Raw genomic sequence first — 2696 nt, forward strand, 5'->3', positions numbered from 1 at the left:
TAAGAGATTCCAACAATTTAAAGGAATCTCTTTTCTTTTCTAATTTTTTAAATTTTTAATCAACATTCTTGAAGTTCAACAACCCTCATTTTAGAATTTTTCCAGCTTGCCTTGTCGCCAAGCCTTTCCACTATATTTATAAGTAACTCGTCATCTTCCAACTCTTCTGTAAGTGGTTTAACTCTTGCATCTAGGTCGTGGGCAATAAAATCAACTTCAGAGCCAAGGTCAACACTTACCATAACTCTACTTTTTAAATGTCTGAGCTCTTCTAAGTCCTCAACCTTTACATACTTTCCATTTTTTCTAGTGTAGAAAAAAATATCTTGTCCATATTTTTCTCTGTAATACATCATGTAAGTCTCACAAGAAAATTGAAAACTTCCAAGTGGACTAATGTCAAAAATTACTTTTTTCATTACCTCACCTTGGAAGTATTATATCACAATTATAAAGTTTTATATACAATTTAGGGACTTTTGTAAATTTTTAATCAAATATGACGTACTATTGAAGAAATAACTTCCTCTCTTTTCATTTGATTCTTTGGATTAAAATTATTCTTTTCATCTAAATTTAAAAATCCAGAGCTAAAAGCCTTATAAACAGAGTCCTTTGCGTAATCAGAAATCTTTTTGCCGTCCTTGATTTTTATTTTTTTGCCATCTTCTAGCTTAAATAAATTTGAAATAACAACAGCATAGTCTTCTCTTGTAATATTTTCCTTGGGAGCAAACTTGTCCTTGCTCTTACCATTCATTATGCCAAGGTCGCATGCCATGTTCACATATTTGTTGTCAGTGTCCTTAAAGTGTTTAACAGAACCTTGAGCACTTCTCTTGTACTTAATCTCATAAGCCTTAACTGCAATCTCTGCAAATTCTTCACGAGTGATCTTCTCTTTGGTGTTGGCTGCAAGATCCTTTGAGAAAAGTTTTAAGTCTTCTGCCTTCATTAAATCCTTGTAAGCCCAGGAGCTGTAATTTCTAAAAACTGGCGCCTTACCAAGATGTAAGACATCTGTGTAATTTGATTTGCCCTCACTATTTGCAAATCTAAGTCTAAAGGCATAGCCACTTGAGGGTCCCACAAGGGAGTCAAGTTCTGTTTGCGTAATTGAAACATATTTTTTATTATTTTTTACAAAGACATTTTTTGTTAAATTTTCTTTTGCATCATTGCCTTCGCTTTTCACTTCGATTTCAACTGCATCCTTGTCCTTGGCATTTTTTATTTCAAAGTTGTAAGTTTCACTTTCTTTTACTGCGCTGACACTAAGTGGCATGGCAACTTCTTTAGCTGCAAAAACGCTAAAGGGCATTGCAAGTAAAATTATCATCAATATAAATATTTTTTTCATTCTTTCACCTCGAAGTCTTATAATAGCAAAAACTTTGGCGAAAATCCTTAAAATTTAAGATTTGTAATAATTTTGTAATCTTTTTGATAGCAGGCTAAAGTAAATTAAAGTCCTAATTTTTTCATTAAATCTCTTTTATCTCCTAAAAATTTTTCTTCTTCCCTTATTCTTTCATCCATTTCCTTTGCGACTTCAAGCTTGACATCTTCGCTTAAACTTTTATCAGCAAAGGGATAAACTGTTTTATTTTCTTTTTCTGCGTGATTTCTCAAAAGTTCCACATAAGCCATGGCATTAGTCAAGATGTGAAGCTTAGGAAGATCTTCCTTGGATTTTTCAAATAAATTTAAATTATTTTCAAGCTCCATAACATAGCCCCTTGCCATTTGATGTTCTACGAGCATGCCGCCACGCACAACTTTTTCTGCCACGGGTCCAAGATTTTCAAGCATAGCCGCAAATAAAATGTCCTCTTCCTTTTTGTGGTGAAGGCCGTCGGCATACTTTCTTATAAAATCTATGGCCTTTCTAAAAAATTCTGTGTCAACCCTTCCCCTTAAGATCTCCAAACATTTTTCTTCCATTTTGTCGCAAAAACGTAAAATTTCTTCGTGCTCATCTTCCAAATAAGATATTGTATTTTTTAAAGTATCCACTTAATCACTTCCTAATTACATAATTTTCATCTATCTTTTGATATTTTAAACTAGTGGAGCTTAAACTTCCAAGAATAAGGCTGTCTCTAAGCATCCAATAAATCTCAGGCTCTACATAATTTCCCCAAATATTTTTATGGACATCAGATGCAAGTGTAAATACAAATTCATCCTCATCATTTTTTAAAATGGCAAGGGCATGGTCACAGGGCATACCATCCAAAAATTTTGAAGTAATAAAAGAAAATACTTCCATTGGACTGTCGCCTGCCTCATAATTTTCTCCAATTTCAAAAAATTTATTTTTTAATTTTTCTAAGTCAAAGTCCCTTAATAGAATTGAAACTGCCTTTGCCAGTCTATTTTCACTTCTTATTACTCTCTCATTGAGCCAGCCGTGAATATTACTTTCATCAATTATATCTTCTAAATTTCCTCTTTCAAGTGGAAAATTATCATCTAAATCTTTTTTAAGCTCCAGACTTTTTTCTTCATCCAACAATTCCAACAACTTATCTAAAATTTCTTCTTGAAATAAAATTTTATCGTACATAATATAGTGAATGCGTCCTAAAAATAAACTCATCTTATCCCTCTTTTCTAATAAAATAATAGCATTTTTAGCAAAAAAATATTGTGACAATTGTCACAATATATTCAAAAAAATTCTAAAAAAAAAA

4 protein-coding genes are annotated in these 2696 nt (G+C 32.0%); all 4 read right to left on the bottom strand.

The features are described 5' to 3' along the window. Positions 1–59 precede the first annotated feature (59 nt). The gene (locus HGPG_RS04005) at positions 60–419 is read right to left on the bottom strand and encodes a hypothetical protein (protein WP_019124776.1); all 360 of its coding nucleotides are present in this window, start codon (positions 417–419) and stop codon (positions 60–62) included. A 74-nt stretch (positions 420–493) separates the two neighbouring features. After that, positions 494–1360 (bottom strand): S-layer homology domain-containing protein, encoded by an 867-nt coding sequence (locus tag HGPG_RS04010; RefSeq protein ID WP_019124777.1) that lies wholly within the window; start codon positions 1358–1360, stop codon positions 494–496. Between the two features lie 104 nt (positions 1361–1464). Then, positions 1465–2016, bottom strand: coding sequence for a hemerythrin domain-containing protein (locus HGPG_RS04015; RefSeq protein ID WP_019124778.1), 552 nt, complete (start codon positions 2014–2016; stop codon positions 1465–1467). Between the two features lie 4 nt (positions 2017–2020). After that, entirely contained in the window at positions 2021–2602 is a 582-nt protein-coding gene (locus HGPG_RS04020) for a hypothetical protein (protein ID WP_019124779.1), read from the bottom strand. Positions 2603–2696 lie beyond the last annotated feature (94 nt).

Source organism: Peptoniphilus grossensis ph5, from assembly GCF_000311825.1.
In the GTDB taxonomy this organism is placed as follows: Bacteria; Bacillota; Clostridia; order Tissierellales; family Peptoniphilaceae; genus Peptoniphilus_A; species Peptoniphilus_A hominis.